Consider the following 20,938-nt stretch of genomic DNA (forward strand, 5'->3'; position numbering starts at 1 on the left):
TGCAACAATCAGGCCGGACAGAAGCCGGCCCTCGGTTTATTTAACGGTTATTTTTAGTCTGTAATATCTGTCCAGCAGGAAGTAATGAGGAAAGGTGTTGCTCAATCAATAGTTGTACCGCAGCAGCAATATCTGGCGCAAAAAAACGATCCTGATCGTAATAATCTACCTTTTCCCGCAAAATATGACGCGCTTTTTCCAGAATCGGACTGCTTTTCAGGCCATTTCGGAAGTCTATTCCCTGACAGGCCGATAACCATTCAATTGCCAGAATACCCCGGGTATTTTCTGCCATCTCCCACAAACGACGCCCGGCAGCCGGTGCCATTGATACATGATCTTCCTGATTGGCCGAAGTCGGTAAACTGTCAACACTCGCGGGATGGGCTAACGCTTTATTTTCACTGGCAAGAGCCGCTGCCGTCACTTGTGCAATCATAAAACCAGAATTCACACCACCGTTCTCAACCAGGAAAGGCGGAAGCTGTGACATATGTGAATCCATCAACAATGCAATACGTCGTTCTGACAATGCACCGATTTCCGCTAATGCCAGCGCCAAGTTATCAGACGCCATTGCAACGGGTTCAGCATGAAAATTACCGCCGGAAATCACCTCACCCTGTTCAGCAAATACCAATGGATTATCAGATACAGCATTAGATTCAGTCAGAATAACATCGGCAGCATGGCGGAGCTGGGTCAGGCAAGCCCCCATGACCTGTGGCTGACAACGCAATGAATAGGGATCCTGCACCTTGGGACAGTCTATATGAGAATCCGATAGTTCACTGCTCTCTCCCAATACATGACGATACAATGCAGCTACGTCAATCTGCCCCTGTTGCCCACGAACCTCATGCACGCGGGCATCAAATGGTTTGCGGGAACCCAATGCCGCTTCTACGGATAAAGAGCCGCAAACTATTGCTGCCGCCAACAGATCTTCTGCCTCAAATAATCCACGTAACGCAAAAGCAGTGGAGACTTGAGTGCCATTAAGCAACGCTAAACCCTCTTTGGCCGCCAATGTAATAGGTTGTAAATTGGCTTTTGCCAGAGCTTCTTTGGCTGGCAACCATTCGCCCTGATAACGCGCCTGTCCTTCCCCAAGTAATAACAGACTCATATGTGCCAACGGTGCTAAATCACCAGATGCGCCGACAGATCCTTTACAGGGAATACAGGGATAAACCTCCGCATTCACTAAAGTGATCAACGCCTGAATGACGTCCAGACGAATGCCTGAGTAACCACGGGAGAGGCTGTTGATTTTCAATACCATGATCAACCGGGTCATGTTATCGTCCAGCGCTTCACCTATTCCAGCGGCATGAGACACGACCAGCGAATGTTGCAGTTTTTCTAAGTTATTTTCCTCAATCCGGGTACTGGCTAGTAGTCCGAATCCGGTATTAATTCCATACGCGATGCGTTTTTCAGCAAGAATAGCATTAACACATGCCACGCTGTGCTCAATAGCCGGAAAAGTCTGGCTATCCAGAGTCACTTTTATGGGTTGCAGATAAACCTGACGCAGTTCATCAAGGGTCAATTTGCCTGGGTAGATAGTTAATTGTTTCATAATGTTCCTTACTTTGTATTGAGCATAGGCAAATCTAATCCGTGCTCTTTGGCACAATGAATAGCGATTTCGTAACCTGCATCGGCATGACGCATCACTCCGGTAGCCGGATCGTTGTGCAGTACTCGGGCTATACGTTCTGCGGCTTCATCGGTTCCATCACACACGATCACCATACCTGCATGTTGTGAGAAGCCCATGCCGACGCCGCCGCCATGATGTAGAGAAACCCAGGTAGCACCACTGGCGGTGTTAAGTAAGGCATTCAACAACGGCCAATCCGAAACAGCGTCAGAACCATCACGCATGGATTCGGTTTCCCGGTTCGGGCTGGCGACAGAACCGGAATCCAGATGGTCACGACCAATAACAATCGGCGCAGAAAGCTCTCCACTGCGCACCATTTCGTTAAAAGCTAGTCCGAGTTTGGCGCGTTCACCTAAACCAACCCAGCAGATACGGGCAGGTAATCCCTGAAAACTGATGCGTTCTCTGGCCATATCCAGCCAGTGATGCAAATGTTTATCATCGGGCAGCAATTCTTTAATTTTGGCGTCAGTTTTGTAGATATCCTGTGGATCGCCGGAAAGTGCTACCCAACGGAAAGGCCCGATACCACGGCAAAATAACGGGCGAATATAGGCAGGAACAAAACCAGGGAAATCAAAAGCATTTTCTACACCGACTTCATATGCCATTTGACGAATATTGTTGCCGTAATCAAAAACAGGAATTCCCTGTCTCTGAAAAGACAACATCGCCTTAACATGCTCCGCCATTGAAGATTTTGCTGCTTGGATAACCTCCGCCGGCTCTGAAATGGCACGCAGGCGGTACTCTTCCCAGCGCCAGTTTTTCGGCAGATAACCGTTGAGAGGATCATGTGCGCTGGTCTGATCAGTGACCAAATCCGGGTGCACACCTCGACGAATTAATTCCGGTAAAATTTCAGCGGCATTACCGCACAGTGCGATAGAGATAGCTTTGCCTTCCTGAGTGTACTTTTCGATCCGGGCCAGTGCGTCGTCCAGATCCTTAGCTTGTTCATCGATATAACGAGTGCGCAGGCGGAAATCGATCCTGCTTTGCTGACATTCAATATTCAGAGAACATGCTCCAGCCAATGTTGCAGCCAGCGGTTGCGCTCCCCCCATACCCCCTAAACCGGCGGTTAACACCCAACGCCCCTGTAAATTACCGTTATAATGCTGACGGCCAGCTTCCACGAACGTTTCATAGGTGCCTTGGACAATTCCCTGGCTACCAATGTAGATCCAGCTACCCGCCGTCATCTGACCGTACATAGCCAGCCCTTTGGCATCCAACTCGTTGAAATGTTCCCAGGTAGCCCAATGCGGTATCAGATTCGAATTCGCAATGAGTACCCGTGGTGCATTTTTATGCGTTTTAAACACCCCAACCGGTTTACCCGATTGGATTAACAACGTTTCATCGTCTTCCAACCTTTTCAGTGTTTCGACAATCTTGTCATAACATTCCCAATTTCGGGCAGCCCGACCAATGCCCCCATATACCACCAGTTCATGCGAGTTTTCAGCAACTTCTGGATCAAGATTATTCATTAGCATGCGCAGAGGCGCTTCGGTTAACCAGCTTTTGGCTGTGAGTTGCGTCCCTCTGGGTGCCCGGATATCGACATTACGAAATTTATTATTCTGGGCGGTCACGGTCTGACTCCTTTTGCTCTTTGGATATTTGTTAAATGTATAGTTGTATATACATGTATATTCAATAGACCAAACCGTTAGCCAAAATAATATATTTATGAATTTATTATCTTTATTTTCTTACAAATCAATTTGTTAACATTATTTCTTTCTGATTATCAAGGCGTAATGTTTTTGTTATTTTTGTGTTTATAATCACAAATTATTTACATTAATTTTACAAAAATACAGTTTATGTCAGGAAATATTTTGTCTGAATGTGGACCAAATTCGCTCTTGATTATAAAGAACAGCAAATAAAATTAACTCTAATAGATTAAAAAATCAGCCCTTAAATAGAACATCTATATTCCCCAAGAGATTTTCCTGCCTGATATTTCACCCACAAATTAAAATACCTATATTTATATATTGACAAACAAAATAAGAAAGGCAAATTTAAACCCTCTAATTTCGATACTAATGGTTTCGTATTTAAGAAAGGTAATCGAAATAGAACGCTACTTTATAGTAACAAAACATGATGTACTCTGTAGAAGAACAGTAACAATAATTCAGTGCTCAACTCATAGAAAATGTTCTCAGGAACATCAATCCTGCTATAAAGAATGGAGGAGAGAAATGCCTGTATATGATGTTGCCATTGTTGGCGCTGGCCCCGCAGGGTTAGCTGCGGTGCAGAAATTGAAAGGAAAAGGTTTACGAGTTGTATTAATTGATAACGGCAAAGCCATTCATGAACGTGATAAAGATAATCTGGTTGAAATAACCGAAGGGCACGGTGGTGCAGGGTTGTTTTCTGACGGAAAATTCTCATTTTTTCCTTCTGCCAGTGCACTTTGGGAACTACCAAACGGACGAGAATTACGGCAAGCTTATGAATGGACCTGTACTACTCTGAATGAATATGGCCTAGATACACCGCCATTCCCCACAAATCCCAAAGAATTTACTGTAGGTTCTGGGGAATGGGTATTAAAAGATTATCCATCCAATTATATGTCTCTCGAAAGTAGGATTAATCTTGTTGAAAATATGGTGCAAACGGCAGATGCAGATATCATTACACAAACTAAATTCCTCTCTTATAAACATAATAGAGAAAAAAATTCTATTATTATGAGCTTAAGAGATGAAAATGCCACAACCTATCACATTGAATGCCGGCGAATCATTTTAGCTAGTGGAAGATTTGGTCCATTAGAAATGACTGACCAAATTGAAAAACAATCATTTAATCGACTGGAAGTTGGCTTCCGCATTGAACAGCAAGAAGATTTAGCATTCTTTAGAAATATGAAACAACTCGATCCGAAGCTAAAACTTCAGTCAGATGATGGCATTGTTGAATGGCGTACTTTCTGTGCTTGCCGGGATGGCGAAACAGTATTAACAAAAACCCAAGATTTATGGACTGTTTCCGGTCATTCTGACGGCCCCTCTACAGGACGATCCAATGTTGGGTTTAATACGCGTATTCTTAATAAAGATATCGCTGACCGAGCACTTAGCAATGTTGTTTCAGCCATGAAGCAAAAAGATTCTTACTTTAGAATCAAAGTACAAGATGTATTAGCAAGAAATGCTCACATAATTGCACAACTTGTATCCCTTTATGGTGAAGAGTTATTCGATAAGATGTTGCAAGGACTGCGTAATATCATCAAGCGATTTCCCGAAATCGATCACGAGAATACATATATCGTCGGCCCCACACTGGAAGGGGTCGGTTGGTATCCCAGTCTTGATGGCGATTTGAGCCTGGAAACATCCCCTTCACCCGTATGGGTTGCAGGCGACGCTTGTGGAATCTTCAGAGGTATTGTTGCAGCGATGATTAGTGGTCACTACGCCGCCTCTTCGGTCCTTAAGACCTTGGAAGCAGAGACTGCTTAATCAGTGAGCCAGCTGAATAAACAGGGGATTACCAAGATGAGTAATCCCTATATATTTACCATGCCGAACAAACCTAACCTATTTCTATAACGAAAAATTTATTTAGATTTATTATGAAAATATTACATGTTTTTGATATGGACGGCACTCTTCTAAGAGGAACCACTGCAAGTCTGGAAATTGCCCGTACTATGAATTGCCTGACAGAACTTCACCTGCTGGAAAAACAGTTTTCTGAAGGAAAGATAGATACCAAAAGGTTTGCAGCTGAATTACAACTCTTATGGTCGAACTTACAGGACGCTGATGTTGCGGAAGTTTTTCATGCTTCACCGTGGATTGAGGGAATAAAAGAAGTTTTTGACGATATCAGAGCCAAAGGTGAAATATCGATGGTCATTACCCTATCACCTGATTTTTTTGCCCGGCATCTGAGAAAATTTGGGGTTGATACTGTGGTTGCATCAAATTTTCCTGCTTTGCCTTTTCGTGAGCCAATTAATCTACAGCAGATACTAACGCCTGAAAGTAAATTACAGATAGTTAAAAAATATGTGCAGGAATATGGGCTGAATTTGGAAATGTGTATCGCCTATGGTGATGCTGGCTCTGACATCCCCTTGTTTAATGCTCTTACCAACACAGTTGCTATCAATGGGACAGATAAAATACGTGAAATCGCATTAATGCATTATGAAGGTAACGATCTATGGGAACCCTATCAGCTGATTCGGAAAAAAATCAGTTGTCAGTAAGGAAACAACCCGAAGTTTCGATAAACCATATAAATACGTCGATAGGTTTTAACTATCTATCAGAGATAAACTGCCACAATAGTTTTCTTTTAAAAACAGTGATTATGAGTTGAAACGCCCTTTCAATTTATACCGATTACCGGGAAATAATAGCCTGGCACTGGAAACGGTGTAATGAGTTGACCAAGTTCGACGGCTGATTAATAAACAAGGGGTACCCGATTCAATTTGCAGTAACTTGCAGGATCGGGGATCGCCAGCGATAGCTTCCACGACGTGTTCACCTTCTGTTAACGGTGCAATGATTGACAAATAATCGTGTGGCGTAAGTTTTGTGAAGTCTTGTTGTAAATAATCGGGAACCGCTTGAGCATTGACGTAACGATCTTCTATCTGAACAGGAATATCGTTTTCATAGTGGACAATAATCGACTGGTAAATCGGCGTACCCGCGATAATATCCAATTCAACAGCCTGTTTTACGTCAGCATTCAGCTCTGATAACTTGACTATTTTACAGCGATGCTGATGAGAACGAGCTGAGATCTCATCAGCAATACTGTGAATTTCGAACAGCGCGGATTGCCCTTTTGGTTCAGCAACAAACGATCCCACCCCTTGTAACCGTACTAATAACCCTTCAGCGGTCAACTCACGTAATGCACGGTTGGCAGTCATACGGCTACAGTTAAACTGTTTAACTAACTCAGCTTCTGATGGAACACGATCATTTGATTTCCATTCACCGGTATAGATTTTTTCGATGATGGACTGTTTCACTTTGGCATACAAAGGGGCAGGTTTGGCAAATGGTCCTGATAAGTGTATCGTCACAATAAATTCCTTGCTGCTATAAAAATGTTAAGTGATTAATTATGTTCACTTTATCAGGCTATTTTCGCCAAATAAAACCGCACAATAGTATTGTTATTTTGGATAATCAATACCACCAATGTGCTAATTGCCAGGCAAGGCGTGCTGCTGCTTTTCCACCGATTCCTTGAATATCAAATGTTGGATTGAGTTCCACCAAATCAGCCGCCTGTAATTTACCACTCTGGCAGATTGGCTGAATCAATTGCAGAAGACGCTCCAATGGCAGCCCCAGTGCCGCCGGCGCAGAGACTGCTGGCATCTGATAAGCAGGCAATACATCGAGATCGATTGTCATATAAATCAAATCAACTTGCTGGAGTGTATCTTGTATCTGCCGCTGCACTTTGTCCAGCATGGTTTCGCTGCATTGATTATCCCAGATGATCGTAACGTTTAAGCCGTTGGCTTCATCTACCAATGCCTGGGTATTAGACGCCAAACTTGCGCCAATACAAGTATAGTGAAACTGGCGTTGGTGTTGCTGACAATATTCAGCAAGCTGAAGGAAAGGTGTACCGGAAGTCGGTTGCGGCGATCGCCGTAAGTCGAGATGAGCATCGAAGTTAATAATACCTATGCGCTGATGTGGGAAAGCATCATAAATTCCAACACCATGAGCAAAAGCGGTTTCATGTCCACCACCCAACACCAGGGTACGCACATTCTGATGTTGGCATTGAGTAATTGCATCAGCCAGAGCTTGTTGAGCCTCACTCAATTGATTGGGATTAGCGCGAATACTTCCCAAGTCCACCAATCTGTCATGCCCTTTATGGCTGGCCATATTGGCCAATGCCTTACGCAAATAATCAGGGCCTTGATTAGCACCGGGTCTACCCTGATTAAGTTTTACCCCTTCATCACATTCAAACCCCAACAAAGCAATAGCGTGAGGAAATTCTTCCGGCGTAAAATATGGGGACAATTTGACTGTTTGAAAAAGGCGCAGTGCATTATCCGCTTCTGCCAAATCATTTCGTCCTTGCCAAATAGTCGGTGAAGTGGCATGCCATAAATTCATTTTCTGCTCCTTATCTGCTGTATGCTGGAATGTGTAATAGTGCCACGAAATACCCGGGTATTCAGTGGGTTATGGCCCAATTCATAGAAAATATCAACAGGATTTTCTGCATCCCAGACAATAAAATCGGCGTAAGCGCCTGCACGCAGCTGTCCATGACTCTTTTCCCGGCCTAATGCACGAGCTGCATGTCGGGTTACACCTAACCACGCCTCTTCCGGAGTCAATCCAAATTGGACGCATGCCATATTCATCGCCATACGCAGGGAAGCAAACGGGCTGGTTCCAGGATTAAAATCAGTAGATATAGCTATCGGCACATTAAATTGCCGTAATAAATCGATAGGTGGGCGTTGTGTTTCCTGCAAAAAGTAGAAAGCACCTGGGAGCAGAACAGCTACTGTACGACTGCGGCTGAGAACCTCCACGCCTGCCTGATCCAGATATTCAATGTGATCAACGGAAAGACCATGATAACGAGCGACCAATTTACTCCCGCCTAAATTGGACAGCTGTTCCACATGTCCTTTTATTGGAATATTCCAGCGTTCGGCCTCCTGAAAGAGCCGTTCGGTTTGTACCAGATTAAACCCCACGCTTTCACAAAAAACATCTACGGCTTCGAACAGCTTTTTCTTCCAAAGCTGCGGCAGGATAACTTCACAAATCAGATTCATATAGGCATCAGGATTGTGCTTATATTCAGGCGGGCAAGTATGAGCGGCAAGCAATGTCGGGCTAATTTCTATCGAATTATGCTGCGCCAAGTTTTGTGCGACCTGCAACAGCTTTTCTTCGTTTTCCAGATTTAATCCATAACCCGATTTAATCTCAATAGTCGTTACGCCTTCGGCCATAAATGCAGCAAGACGCTGCTGTGCAGAGTGTTCAAGTTGCTCAAGAGAGCTGGCTCGAGTCGCAGAAACTGTCGCATTAATCCCCCCTCCCTGAGCACTGAGTTCAGCATAAGACATACCGTTTAAACGCTGTTCCCATTCATACGCCCGGTTACCACCAAAAACCAAGTGGGTGTGGCAATCGATTAAACCTGGGGTAATCAGACGTTGTTGTGCATCAATTACCTGACAGCGGTTTGTCTGTAATGTTGCTGTGGGCAAAATCGCTAAAATCTTGTCATTACGTACTAGAAGATCATGTTCTTTTAATAATCCGTAAGCTGCATTGATAGAAGAGTCCATTGTCGCCAATCTTGCATTACGCCAGATGACATCAGTATCACTCAGTTCTATTGCCATGATTAGCATCCTATATTTGTCAATACTTGATAAGTCAGGTTCTTAGTTGTATATACATTTATTTTCCAACCAACAATAATTGTCAAATTATTTTGCTGACTTCCCGAATACACTTTCTTATCGGTGTTTTTAGACCACAAACCAAGTAAAATCAGGTTTCATTTAATATAATCAGGTTCAATCGTTAAAAAGATGCAGTACACTTGTCACAAAATAGTTTGATTAACTGAGCAATGATGAAGAATAAATATTCCCTGAACGAGGAAGAGATTAGTTTGTTTAAAGAATCGGTAGCAGGCACCAAACGCATGAATCAGGATACCGTCTTACATCCTCCCAGAAGAAAAAAGACCAGCCATATTGTCCCTGAGCGAATACAACAAGAGCAAATTAATGCAAGCTACTATTTTTCTGATGAATTTCAGCCCAACCTTGATACAGAAGGCCCTACCCGCTACGTACGGGAAGGCGTAAGCCATTATGAACTGAAAAAACTACGCCGGGGCGACTATTCACCAGAACTGTTCCTTGATTTACACGGACTCACTCAAATGCAGGCCAAGCAGGAAATTGGGGCGTTGATCGCGGCTTGCCGCCGTGAACATGTCTATTGTGCTTGCGTCATGCACGGCCACGGGAAACACATTCTCAAACAGCAAACCCCGCTATGGCTGGCCCAGCATCCAGATATCATCGCCTTCCACCAAGCACCGAAAGAATGGGGTGGCAACGCCGCATTATTGATACTTGTCGAACTTGATGATCTCAGATATCGCTGAATTATCAGGCCTTTGCTGCCAATTGTGACGGACTGACCTGCCAGATAAGAGTTCCTTTGCCCGTTTGGTTGTCTAAATCCACACATGTGATTGCAGAAGTTGCAAACATCGGAGGTGTTTCTGCCGGACATAATTCGGCAACCAAATAGCCGACTAACGGTAAGTGGGAGACAACCAAAACAGCGTTATATCCTTGTTCAGCAAGAACCTGTAGATAACTGCTAACCGTAGCAGCATCACCTGATGGCGTTAATCCTGGCAACACTTCTTTACCATCCGGTAATGATAAGGATTTGCGAACAACCTGTAACGTCTGTTCAGCGCGAATATAAGGACTCACCAATACGAGACCAATCTGAGGCTCCTGCTGTGCCAACCAACGAGCCATTTCTTGTGATTCATGACAACCGCGAGGAGTGAGTTGCCGGGCTGTGTCGCTAATTGCATCCAAAGCTGCGTCGCCATGACGCATAATAAAAACTTGCATAATCCACCGTATGAATGAGTTAATGATTGAACAACAACCCAATGGGTATTACTTGAAATTAAAAGAGATCTTTTTTATGCAAAAATACTAAAGATGATTCCGGTACCTCAGCGACACCGGAATCAATTTTTTCATAAATATAGTAATAGGTTACTACGGATAGAAATTTTTATTCTGTTCAGCCATTTTCACTAAGTGATCACAAGGGATAAATCTATCTCCATGCTGACTTTCCAGCCTGCGTAAAATCTCCACCACTCTGACACAACCCAGACTATCGATATAGCGGAATGGACCACCAAAAAATGGTGGAAAACCAATGCCAAATACCGCACCAATATCACCATCTCGCGGGCTTCTGATAATCCCTTCATCCAGGCAACGAACTGCTTCATTAAGCATCAACATCACACAACGTTGAGCAATTTCTGAAGAGATCATACGCGACTCAGGGGTAATATTCAGTAAAGTATAAACTGAACTATCAACCTTTTTGCTTCGCTTACCAAACGGCCAGAATTTTCTGCCCTCTGATGTATACAAATAGAAGCCACGACCATTTTTCCTGCCCTTACGACCATCTTTCAGTACAGCATCAAGAGATTCAGGTGCAGCAAAACGCGGCCCTAGCTGCTCTACCAGAATCGGCATAATTTTGGTGCCAACATCAATGCCAACTTCATCTAATAAATTGATCGGCCCAACCGGAAAACCAAAATTAACCAGTGCCTTATCTATATGATCAATCGGTTCTCCTTCTACCAGGCAATTCGCTGCTTCACTGATATAAGGAACAAGGATCCGATTCACATAAAACCCAGCTTTATCACCGACCACGATAGCGGTTTTACCCTGTTTCTTTGCCAAAGCAACCGCAGTAGCAATCGTTTTTTCACTGGTTCCTTGATGTGGGATCACTTCCACCAAAGGCATTTTATTCACTGGGCTAAAATAATGCAGACCAATAACCTGCTCTGGTCGTTGCGCTTTTTCTGCAATCTGATGGATAGGCAGTGAAGAGGTATTGGATGCAAACACGGTTTCTGGTTTAGCATTTGCTTCAATTTCCGCCACCATTTGCTGTTTCAGTGACAAATCCTCAAATACCGCCTCAACAACAATATCTGTCTGTTCAAAACCGCGATAATCCGTCGTTCCCGAAATCAGCATCATTTGTTGAGCACGCTCTGCGGGGCGTAATCGTTTTTGCTTCACCCGTTTAGATAATAAATCCCACGTGTACTTTAGTACCTGACTAATACCCTTTTCATTAATATCTTTGATACGCACCGACAATTTGCCTCGGAGGGTTGTTACATTAGCAATTCCCCCGCCCATCAAACCACCACCTAATATACCAACACGTTCGATTTTCGCGGGCTTCTCTGATGAACCCGTTTCATTTTTCAGTGAAGTTGCAGCAAAAAACAGATTACGTAAAGCGGCAGATTCCCGTGTCATTGCCAGCTCACCGAATGCTATTGCCTCGGCCCGTAAACCTTGGGTCATACCTTTCTCAAGACCTTCTTTGACAACCGCAATAATTCGCTCAGGGGCCGGATAATGCCCACGAGTTTTCGCCAACGTCTTTTTGCGAACGAAATTAAACAAAAAATATCGTCCCACCGGCCCAACTAACAATCGCTGTTGCCATGGCAAAGGTTTACGCACCGGAATGCCTTTTTTAACTTTTTCAACAGCGACCTCCAGCAAAATATCTAACGGCACCGCGTCATCCACCACACCGAGCCGCAATGCCTGTTTCGCCCGTAACTGCTTGCCTGTCAGAATTATATCCAGAGCTGAACTGACACCAATTAATCTTGGCAGCCGCTGAGTACCACCTGAACCCGGTAATAACCCAAGTTGAACTTCAGGTAATCCAAGCCGGGTTTTATCATCCAGTGAACAAATACGCCAATGACATGCAAGCGCCAGCTCCAGACCGCCCCCTAAACAAGCGCCATGAATCGCCGCTACAACAGGCAAAGGATAATTGGCTATTTGAGAAAACAATTTTTGGCCCTTTTCAGCCAGATCTTGTGCCTCTTCTTTGGTTTGACACCCGGCAATCATGGAGATATCAGCACCGGCAATAAAGGTATCCGGCTTACCAGAAATCAAAATTAATCCTTTAAGGCCGGAAGATTGTTGAGCTTGTTTGAAAACATGCAGAAATTGATCAACAAATTCTGCTTTCAACGTATTTACCTTCTCTCCCGGTATATCAATAGTGATAACGCCGATTTTGTCCGGCCTTATATCAAAACTGAAAACGGAAGCTGTCTGTTTTGCATCCGCAGTGATGGTTGCAGCGTCATGCTGAGACTGAGCCATTATTCCACCTCCAATACCATAGCTGTGCCCAACCCGCCAGCAGCACAGGCAGTCGTTAACCCCAATCCGCCGCCACGACGACGCAACTCATTCAATACCTGCGTCACCATACGAGCCCCGGTTGCTGCAAATGGGTGTCCATAAGCAATTGACCCACCCAAGACATTAAATTTATCCATGTCGACTTCACCAATTGCCTGAGCACGCCCTAATTTGTTACGGGCAAATTCATCACTGGCGAACATTTTCAGGTTTGCCAGTGTCTGAGCAGCAAAGGCTTCATGCATATCAATTAAAGTCAGATCTTTTAGCGTAATACCTGCACGATCAAGCGCTATTGGCGTCGCGTATGACGGCCCCAGTAGCATATCCTGCCAAACATCAATTGCTGAGAATGCATAACTACGCAGATAACCAAGCGGTTTCATTCCCAACGCTTTTGCTACAGATTCACGCATCAATATGACTGCCGCTGCGCCATCTGTCAGCGGTGTACTGTTTGCGGCAGTGACAGTGCCGTGCTTGCGGTCAAATGCCGGACGTAGCTTCTCATAGGAAGTTAATACGGAATTTGTACGAATATTATTATCTTCAAGCAAGGCTTCACGGTATGGCGGGAAATGAGCAGTCATAACTTCATCAACCAGCAGCCCCTGTTCCCAAGCTTTTGCCGCCAGAACATGGGATCGGTGTGCCAATGCATCCTGAGCTTCCCGGCTGATACGGTAAGTCTTCGCCATTTGTTCTGCGGTATCTCCCATACGCAGACCTGTCGAATATTCCGCTACCGCAGGAGATACAGGCAATAAATCCCGAAATTTAAGGCGGCTAAGTAATTTAAGACGTTGTGATAAGGTTTTCGCCTTATTCATATCCACAAGAGTACGGGCCAAAGATTTAGTCACACCAATAGGCAGTACAGAAGAGGAATCTGCTCCGCCAGCAATCCCGATATTCACCGTACCGGCCATAATGCTTTCAGCCACATTGGCAATCGCCTGAAAGCTGGTCGCACATGCACGGGATACACTGTAAGCATCAGTATTGACACTCAATCCAGCACCAAGAACGATTTCACGGGCAATATTTGGTGCTTCAGGCATTTGCACCACTTGCCCAAACACCAGTTGATCAATCTTTTCAGGGGGTAAACCACTCCTGGCCACCAATTCGCTGACAACTGATTTACCCAAATCCACAGCCGGTATGCCATGATACGATGTTGCCTGTTTAGCAAATGGAATTCGTAGCCCGCTGACAATAGCGATACGATCACCTTGCTGTGTCACTTTTGTTAAAGGACGACTCATAACGGCTCCTGAAAGATTATCGTTAACTCAATCAAATTACTGAAAAAAATTTTTAAGCGACCTGAACAGGTCCGACCTGATAGATCATTGTTAGCGTAATGTTTATAAATAGCAAACCTGAATAAACTAAAAATGAGAGGGAGCGCAACTTTAATTTATTTAATGGCGAAATAATTTCAATACTTCTTAGATAGTGTCGTCATAAAATGCTTGACCAAAGTACGCCTTTGTCATTCCAGGGGGCACCTACCCGTAAAATCCAGAATACCGCATGAATAAACAGTCGATTATCATAAGCGATACGTCCTCAGACGCCCTGACGTCCTGATAAGTGAGGCCAATAAGAATTCAAGCGGGATAATTTCGCAATTTTGTTAAATATCCTTTATATCAGCCAATACTTTGATTTTACATGCAAATATTTCATCGCTTAATCTATTCAGACCTCCGACCACGGTCAGCAAATACCGGCTATCTATCAAGATCCCAATGTTTATAGAGGGTGGCCTTTGATCTGCCTGTTACCACCCCCAAAGTTAAATTAGCTAAATCGCCTCTTCGTCCTGTTCACCGGTACGAATACGCACAACACGGGCAACATCGAATACAAAGATTTTACCATCACCGATTTTTCCGGTTTGCGCGGTCTGCATAATGGTTTCAACACAGGTGTCGACAATATCATCTGGCACAACAATTTCGATTTTTACTTTCGGCAGAAAATCCACCATATATTCCGCACCACGATACAGTTCTGTATGCCCTTTCTGACGTCCAAAACCTTTCACTTCTGTCACAGTCATACCGGTGATACCCACTTCCGCCAGCGCTTCACGCACATCATCCAGCTTGAAGGGTTTGATAATCGCATCAATCTTTTTCATGAAGTTTTCCTGTTGTTACCAGTTTTTACGACCGAAACCAGAGGTAATCGGGTAGCGTCTGTCTTTACCAAAATTGCGTGGGGTAATACGCGGGCCAACCGGTGCCTGACGACGTTTATATTCGTTGATATCAACCAGACGAATCACTTTACGTACAACTTGTTCATCAAAACCCGCTGCTACCAGTTCCTCAACTGATTTATCTTGTTCCACATAACCCTCCAGAATATCATCCAGAATGTCATATGGCGGTAAACTGTCCTGATCAAGTTGTCCCGGTGCCAATTCTGCCGATGGCGGCCGATCAATCACTCTTTGAGGTATCGCCGGAGAAACGGTATTACGGTATTTTGCCAATTCAAATACCAATGTTTTCGGTACATCTTTCAGCGCATTAAAACCACCCGCCATATCACCGTATAATGTGGAATATCCCACAGCCGATTCACTCTTATTACTGGTCGTCAGTACCAGACGATGGCGTTTATTGGACATCGCCATCAGAATAACCGCACGGCAACGCGCCTGTAAGTTCTCTTCTGTAGTATCTTTGGCAGTACCGGCAAACAGAGGTTCAAATTGTGTCATAAACGCATCAAATACCGGCTCGATCGATACCACATTAAACTCAACACCCAACATATCGGCCTGTTCTTTGGCATCTTCTATACTCATTTCAGATGTATAGCGGAACGGCATCATCACCGCCTGAACATAATCTTTACCCAATGCATCAACCGCAATTGCCAACGTCAGGCCAGAATCAATACCACCAGATAAGCCTAACAGAACACCTTTAAAGCCATTTTTGCGGACATAGTCATGCACTGAAAGGACTAACGCCTGATATATCTGTTGCAATGGCGGTAATTGAGGTGCCGGATTAACCATAGGTTCGATATTCAATTCATTAAAACGGCACTGCTGGATTTGTTCATTAAATGCGGCCAACCGGTGAGTTATTTCACCACTGGCATTGAAGACTTTGGAACAGCCATCGAAAATCAGTTCGTCCTGACCACCAATCTGATTAAGGTAAATCATCGGTAAATCTGTACGCTGGCAATGCTCTTTAATTAATTCATAACGGATATAGGGCTTTTCACGATTATATGGAGAAGCATTGATAGAAAGAATTAAATCCGCACCAGCCAGTTTCAAAGCATCAACCGGCTCATCAAACCATAAATCTTCACAAATCAGCAGACCAAGGTTATATCCCTTGAATGGTGCCACACAGCTTTGATCGCTAGCTTTGAAATAGCGTTTTTCATCAAAAACACCATAATTCGGCAACCGCTGTTTAAAATAACGGGCCAAGACTTCCCCTTGCCAGAATAAGGAAAGTGCGTTGTAAATTTCCCCGTCCTGCTCCCAGGGATGCCCAACCAAAATAGCGGTTAGGCCACTGGCAGCCTGTAAACGTGTAAGCTGCTCGCGGCAACGCTGATGAAAATCAGCGCGAAATAATAGATCTTCTGGAGAATAACCGGATAACGCCAGTTCAGAAAACATCACCAAATCAGCGTCTTGTTGCTGTTGTTCCTGCACTGTTTGCAACATACGTTCGCAGTTGCCTTCAATGTCACCAATCACCCAATTAAGCTGTGCGAGGGCAATATTAAGAGTACGGCTCATACAATTTGGCTCTCCCGGGCCATCAATCTATTTATATATCAATTTTCAGTGTAAAAACTTCCTGAGTAGCAGAAAAGTTATTCTTTAAAATCATTCGCATCTAATTCATGACGCGCCAGTAATTTGTAGAATTCAGTCCGGTTGCGCCCCGCCATACGCGCAGCATGAGTCACATTACCTTTGGTCATTTGCAGTAACTTACGCAGGTAATTCAGCTCAAACTGATTTCGGGCTTCAGCAAAAGTGGGTAACGCCGTATTTTCCCCTTCCAGCGCCTGTGTAACCAGCGCTTCACTAATAACCGGGGCGGTAGTTAACGCAACACATTGTTCGATGACGTTCACAAGCTGGCGCACATTTCCCGGCCAACTTGCCGCCATCAAACATTTCATTGCATCAGCAGAGAAGCTACGGACAAAAGGTTTATGGCGCTTCGCTGATCCACGCAACAGATGATTCGCCAGTAAAGGAATATCTTCAACCCTGCCATTCAAAGTAGGAATTTTCAAATTAACGACATTCAGCCGGTAGTAAAGATCTTCACGGAATTCATTCTTTGCCATTGCTTTCGGCAAATCACGGTGAGTCGCTGAGATAATCCGCACATCAATATCCAGATCACGGTTACTTCCTAACGGGCGTATTTTACGCTCCTGCAATACCCGCAATAATTTAACCTGCAAAGCCAGCGGCATATCACCAATTTCATCGAGAAACAGTGTCCCGCCCTGTGCCGCAAGAAACAACCCTTCACGACTGCTGACCGCACCGGTAAATGCCCCTTTGGAATGCCCAAACAGTTCTGACTCAAGTAGTTGTTCCGGCAACGCGCCACAGTTAATCGCAATAAATGGCTTTTTCGCCCGTGGGCTGGCGCGGTGAATGGCCTGGGCTAACACTTCTTTCCCCGTACCACTCTGGCCGTTTATCAGCACACTCACATCGGATTGAGCGACCATTCGTGCTTGTTCCAACAAGCGCAACATAACGGGACTACGGGTGACTATCTGCTCCCGCCATTGTTCATCACCAGCAGGAGTGGATAACGCCAATGCGCCATCAATCGCTTTATAAAGCGCATCCCGGTCAACAGGTTTGGTCAGAAAACTAAAGACGCCTTGCTGAGTTGCCGCTACTGCATCCGGAATGGAGCCATGAGCGGTCAGGATAATGACCGGCATACCGGGTTGCTGTTTCTGGATTTCAGCAAACAACGCCATACCATCCATTTCATCCATACGCAAATCGCTGATCACTAAATCGATCTTTTCTTTCGCTAACAATTTCAGTGCTTCACAGCCGCTTTCTGCGGTTGTGACACGAAAACCTTCGCTGGTAAGACGCATTCCCAATAATTTCAACAAACCCGGATCGTCATCAACCAGAAGAAGATGGGCTGGCTTACGCGCTGTCATTGTGCTGCTCCTTTATCTGATTCAGATGTATTACCTGGCTTACTATTTTCGCTAGGTGATGCTATTGCCGGCGTCTCAGTATGTCCATTTGAGCTGCCTGAACCAGTACTACCCTGATTTTGCTTACGGGAAGAGAGCTGACGCTCAATATCTGTCAGGTTTTCCAATTTACGGGACGTTTCCTGTAGTTCAAATTCCAGCTGTGCACGGCTTTCGCGCAGGCGATCAATTTTATTATCCGTATCCGCCTGTAATTTTTGGAATTTTGCCCGCTCCTCCGCAACTGCAATTTGCTGAATCTGCTGTTCGCGCCACAATTTTAATAATGGTCGCAATGGTTCTGGGAATTTCAGTCGGTATTTATTCAGATTTTCAACCATTTTCCGACGTTCAGCCAACGTTGGCCCGGCACTGTTAAGTAAAATACTTTGCCTGAAAGCCAGATCCCAAGTAACCGGAATGATGTATTTCGCTACATTACGGGCTCTGGCTGACGTCAAGAGATCTGAACAGTCGATCAATCGCAGCCAGTAAAGCGCGTTCTCAACCGATTGCGACGTCTCTATATCCCACATCAAATCACAATCTGCGGCACGATAATCTGTCACCCGCTGTTCTGGGATTACCATCTGGGCAACTGTGGTTAAATCGTGATTAACCGGAGCCTTGACGCAACCCGTCAATAAAAAAGGAGCAAAGATCAGCGGAATTATTCTGAAACCCCAAACTGAAACTCGCGGTAACAAGAGTCTGGCGATAAAAGCGTTTTTCCCAGGCTGCACTGCAATATTCTGCCGATCCGTCTTTTGTACAAAACGGTAAGTAGACCTGTTATGCATTATTTATTCATTCTCAGCAGTTAATGGCAATTCAATACGAAAACAAACGTCAGCAAATTCGCTCTGAATTAATAACAGTTCGCCCCCCATACGCTTAATACAATCCTGCGCAATACTGAGCCCAAGACCGCTGCCTTTCACTGCGCCTTTGCGCTGGAGCGTTCCCTGGTAGAACGGTTCAAAAATCATACTACGTTCTGATTCAGGAATTGGTGTACCTGTATTGGCAACATCAATTTGAACACATTTGCCAATCTGACGACCTGAAACCCAGATGTTACCGGATTCAGCGCCATAGTGCACCGCATTGGAGTAGAGATTATCAATAACCCGCATTAATAGCGTCGGTTCTGCCCAACAAATATCAGTATTAAGCTGAATTTCTGTCTGAATATTCTTTGATCTCGCCGGTAAACTGTGTGATAAAACCACTTCATTAACAATTTCCCGTAAAGAAACCTGCTGTTGTTCCGTCGGGTTATCTGCCAGTTTACGGTTATAATCCAGTAATTGCTCGATCAATTGCTGTAAATGTTTACTACTATTATCAAGAATCGCAACCACTTCTTGCTGATCAGCCGTTAATGGGCCTGCAACTTCATCCGCCAATAATTCTGTCCCTTCCCGCATACTTGCCAGCGGCGTTTTCAGTTCATGAGAGATATGACGTAAAAACTCATGGCGCTGTGATTCCAGCCAGGCCAAGCGTTCACTGAGCCAGACAATCCGCTGTGCCAGGGAACGAAGCTCTCTTGGCCCAGGAAAAGAATCTATACGAACCCCCAATGATTGCCCTTCGCCCAGTCGGTTAATCATTCGTTCAATACCTTTAACCGGCCCGATAATCATGCGGGTAAATAACGCAACCAGTAACGCGCTAAGTAGAAACAAAATGAGGCTCTGCCAGCCAAAAAATTGGCCTTTATCAGCAATATCTCTCTGTAGCTGTTCTCCCCGGCTGAAAATAACATCACGGGTGGCCTGTACCATCTGACTATTGGCATCAGAGAATTGTTCAAGCAACTGAGCGGCGGGTTCGGTGGGTTCACTATTGAGACAAGTGATTTTTGTTAATTGCAGCAGTAAGTTGTCAAGCGTCTTGATATGTTGCTGATCATCAAGTATCGCCATCTGCTCTTTCAGCATCTTAGCATATTGCCGATATTGCCTTTGGTAGAGATTTTCCAGCGTTTTATCCCCCAACACACAATATTGACGGTAACTGCGTTCCATCTCCAGTGCAATCCCCGTCATCGCCTCACTACGGCGGGCATCTGCCAACGTGGTACGGTTTATATCAGCCGCTTTTTCACTGAGCTGATCAAGACTTTGGTAAGCCTGATAAGCCAAAACCAATAGCGGCAATAACACCAGCCAGAAGGCCATGACAACTAATTGGCGCAATGAGCGCGGAAACAAACGCCATTTTTTCAAGGAAATCATCTCACAACCTGCCAGTACACTTATGCTAACCGACAAAGGGCAGATAGAAAAACCCATCGGCGGGTAAATTTTGCTGCTACTGATAAATAGTTAAGATGCAAACGATCAACAATGGCGCAGGCAGAAACCTGGAATTATGATGGCGGGATAGTCGTTTTTGCTACTACCCCGCCAGTGAGGATAACGCATGCCTGCTGTTTATCTACAGTCAAACATAGGTTGGTGCCTCACTCCACGTGTCGCCCGATGTTTGATAAGGCCCGAAAGCGATATCACTGAGTTGGACGGTAGGCACCTTACTCTGGCATCATTCGATAGTTTATGTGGATATCTCCACCTTGTTGTGGACCGACATAAGAAGTTGAATGAGCAACTGCGCTAACCTAATGCAGATTCCGTGCCAACATTAAAATTAAAATTATAATAATTTGATTTTATTATTAAAAATAAAAAAATTAACGTTTCAGCTACAAAATACCTTGTTTCTGGCATAAATAAAATTTGTTTTCTGTCGCCAATTACAGACACCTGAAATCATGAAAATTAAAATAGATATAAATCATATAATTAAATGTCTCCTTTTTGAGACACCTATAATGGCATTTGTCGGCTAATTGAGACAATGGTGAAACAGGGCCTGAATTCCTAAGAATTTCCGGTACAAGACTTTCACATTTGAATAATTAGCACTAGCATCATGTCATTGCGGACAAAAACAAAAAAGTCTCT

The 20,938-nt window shown here is 44.4% G+C and carries 16 protein-coding genes; 3 read left to right on the top strand and 13 right to left on the bottom strand.

The annotated features are described in order from the left end of the window. Positions 1–40: 40 nt before the first annotated feature. Both hutH and hutU read right to left on the bottom strand, forming a co-directional pair. Positions 41–1,585 (bottom strand): histidine ammonia-lyase, encoded by a 1,545-nt coding sequence (gene hutH / locus ACGF7G_RS08030; protein WP_387464625.1) that lies wholly within the window; start codon positions 1,583–1,585, stop codon positions 41–43. 8 nt (positions 1,586–1,593) lie between these two features. Then, the gene (gene hutU, locus ACGF7G_RS08035; RefSeq protein ID WP_387464627.1) at positions 1,594–3,273 is read right to left on the bottom strand and encodes a urocanate hydratase; all 1,680 of its coding nucleotides are present in this window, start codon (positions 3,271–3,273) and stop codon (positions 1,594–1,596) included. A gap of 621 nt (positions 3,274–3,894) precedes the next feature. Here hutU and ACGF7G_RS08040 point away from each other — a divergent pair. Then, positions 3,895–5,169, top strand: coding sequence for an FAD-dependent oxidoreductase (locus ACGF7G_RS08040; protein ID WP_387464628.1), 1,275 nt, complete (start codon positions 3,895–3,897; stop codon positions 5,167–5,169). A gap of 113 nt (positions 5,170–5,282) precedes the next feature. Further along, a complete protein-coding gene (locus ACGF7G_RS08045) occupies positions 5,283–5,924 on the top strand; it encodes an HAD family hydrolase (protein WP_387464630.1) in 642 nt (213 codons plus the stop codon). 102 nt (positions 5,925–6,026) lie between these two features. On the opposite strand, the gene hutC is transcribed toward ACGF7G_RS08045, so the two are convergent. The 3 genes from hutC to hutI all read right to left on the bottom strand — a co-directional run bounded on the left by hutC (position 6,027) and on the right by hutI (position 9,077). After that, the gene (hutC, locus tag ACGF7G_RS08050) at positions 6,027–6,758 is read right to left on the bottom strand and encodes a histidine utilization repressor (protein ID WP_387464631.1); all 732 of its coding nucleotides are present in this window, start codon (positions 6,756–6,758) and stop codon (positions 6,027–6,029) included. Positions 6,759–6,864: 106 nt separating this feature from the next. After that, positions 6,865–7,821, bottom strand: a complete 957-nt coding sequence (gene hutG / locus ACGF7G_RS08055) for a formimidoylglutamase (RefSeq protein ID WP_387464632.1) — start codon at positions 7,819–7,821, stop codon at positions 6,865–6,867. Further along, positions 7,818–9,077 carry an imidazolonepropionase gene (gene hutI, locus ACGF7G_RS08060; RefSeq protein ID WP_387464634.1) on the bottom strand — a complete coding sequence of 420 codons (1,260 nt, stop codon included), beginning with the start codon at positions 9,075–9,077 and terminating at the stop codon, positions 7,818–7,820. Before hutI ends, hutG begins: the two co-directional genes overlap by 4 nt. A gap of 236 nt (positions 9,078–9,313) precedes the next feature. Here hutI and smrB point away from each other — a divergent pair, with 236 nt between their 5' ends. After that, positions 9,314–9,856: an endonuclease SmrB gene (gene smrB, locus ACGF7G_RS08065; protein WP_133815009.1), complete on the top strand. Its 543-nt coding sequence runs from the start codon at positions 9,314–9,316 to the stop codon at positions 9,854–9,856. A 4-nt stretch (positions 9,857–9,860) separates the two neighbouring features. On the opposite strand, the gene sixA is transcribed toward smrB, so the two are convergent. From sixA to ACGF7G_RS08105, 8 genes are all read right to left on the bottom strand, one after another. Further along, positions 9,861–10,343: a phosphohistidine phosphatase SixA gene (sixA, locus tag ACGF7G_RS08070; RefSeq protein WP_387464635.1), complete on the bottom strand. Its 483-nt coding sequence runs from the start codon at positions 10,341–10,343 to the stop codon at positions 9,861–9,863. Between the two features lie 153 nt (positions 10,344–10,496). After that, a complete protein-coding gene (gene fadJ / locus ACGF7G_RS08075; RefSeq protein WP_387464636.1) occupies positions 10,497–12,680 on the bottom strand; it encodes a fatty acid oxidation complex subunit alpha FadJ in 2,184 nt (727 codons plus the stop codon). After that, a complete protein-coding gene (gene fadI / locus ACGF7G_RS08080) occupies positions 12,680–13,990 on the bottom strand; it encodes an acetyl-CoA C-acyltransferase FadI (RefSeq protein ID WP_387464638.1) in 1,311 nt (436 codons plus the stop codon). Before fadI ends, fadJ begins: the two co-directional genes overlap by 1 nt. Positions 13,991–14,535: 545 nt before the next feature. Next, positions 14,536–14,874 carry a nitrogen regulatory protein P-II gene (glnB, locus tag ACGF7G_RS08085; protein ID WP_011147501.1) on the bottom strand — a complete coding sequence of 113 codons (339 nt, stop codon included), beginning with the start codon at positions 14,872–14,874 and terminating at the stop codon, positions 14,536–14,538. A 15-nt stretch (positions 14,875–14,889) separates the two neighbouring features. Then, a complete protein-coding gene (locus tag ACGF7G_RS08090) occupies positions 14,890–16,512 on the bottom strand; it encodes an NAD+ synthase (RefSeq protein ID WP_387464639.1) in 1,623 nt (540 codons plus the stop codon). A 77-nt stretch (positions 16,513–16,589) separates the two neighbouring features. After that, entirely contained in the window at positions 16,590–17,927 is a 1,338-nt protein-coding gene (gene glrR, locus ACGF7G_RS08095; RefSeq protein WP_387464641.1) for a two-component system response regulator GlrR, read from the bottom strand. Then, complete coding sequence (gene qseG / locus ACGF7G_RS08100) at positions 17,924–18,766, bottom strand: two-component system QseEF-associated lipoprotein QseG (protein ID WP_387464643.1); 843 nt, start codon at positions 18,764–18,766, stop codon at positions 17,924–17,926. The genes glrR and qseG overlap by 4 nt, the downstream gene beginning before the upstream one ends. A gap of 3 nt (positions 18,767–18,769) precedes the next feature. Beyond that, a complete protein-coding gene (locus tag ACGF7G_RS08105) occupies positions 18,770–20,209 on the bottom strand; it encodes an ATP-binding protein (protein WP_387464645.1) in 1,440 nt (479 codons plus the stop codon). Positions 20,210–20,938 lie beyond the last annotated feature (729 nt).

Source organism: Photorhabdus sp. RM323S, from assembly GCF_042879375.1.
GTDB lineage: Bacteria > Pseudomonadota > Gammaproteobacteria > Enterobacterales > Enterobacteriaceae > Photorhabdus > Photorhabdus tasmaniensis.